The sequence below is a fragment of the Pantoea sp. 18059 genome (assembly GCF_902706165.1).
In the GTDB taxonomy this organism is placed as follows: domain Bacteria; phylum Pseudomonadota; class Gammaproteobacteria; order Enterobacterales; family Enterobacteriaceae; genus Pantoea; species Pantoea agglomerans.
In genome coordinates, this window is sequence record NZ_CACSJS010000042.1 from 1 (window position 1) to 443 (window position 443).

Below are 443 nucleotides of genomic sequence, written 5' to 3' on the forward strand. Positions count from 1 at the left end.
GAACAGGCCCACCGTGCCGTCGTCAGCCGCCACCTGGGTGGTCTGCACGTAGCGGTTGATCTCGCGGATGATCTGGTCGCGCTGGTCCAGCAGGTCGTTGGGCGTCTGCCCATTGCCTTTCACGCGTGCGATCTGCTCGTTCACGCTCGCCATCTGCTTGGCCAGGGCGTTGAGCGCGTTCACGTCGCCCGTGAGCTGTTCCTTCACCGTGTACTGGATCTCGTCCAGCCGCCCGGCCGACGAGCGCATGCGCGCGGCGGTCTCGTCCATGCGGGTGATGGAGACCGTGCGCGCGGTCATGTCCATGGGCGAGGCCACCACGTCCTTGAACGAGTTGAGCATGTCGGTGATGGCCGCGCCCAGCCCGCTGGTGCCGCCGCCGAACACGTCCTGCATCTGCGACAGCCGCTCCGCGCGGGTCTTGTCGGCAGACTGCACGGAAT

The 443-nt window shown here is 67.0% G+C and carries 1 protein-coding gene; it reads right to left on the reverse strand.

The annotated features are described in order from the left end of the window. The coding region (locus tag GVJ63_RS21965; RefSeq protein WP_200843137.1) for a hypothetical protein at positions 1-443 on the reverse strand (443 nt) is incomplete at both ends.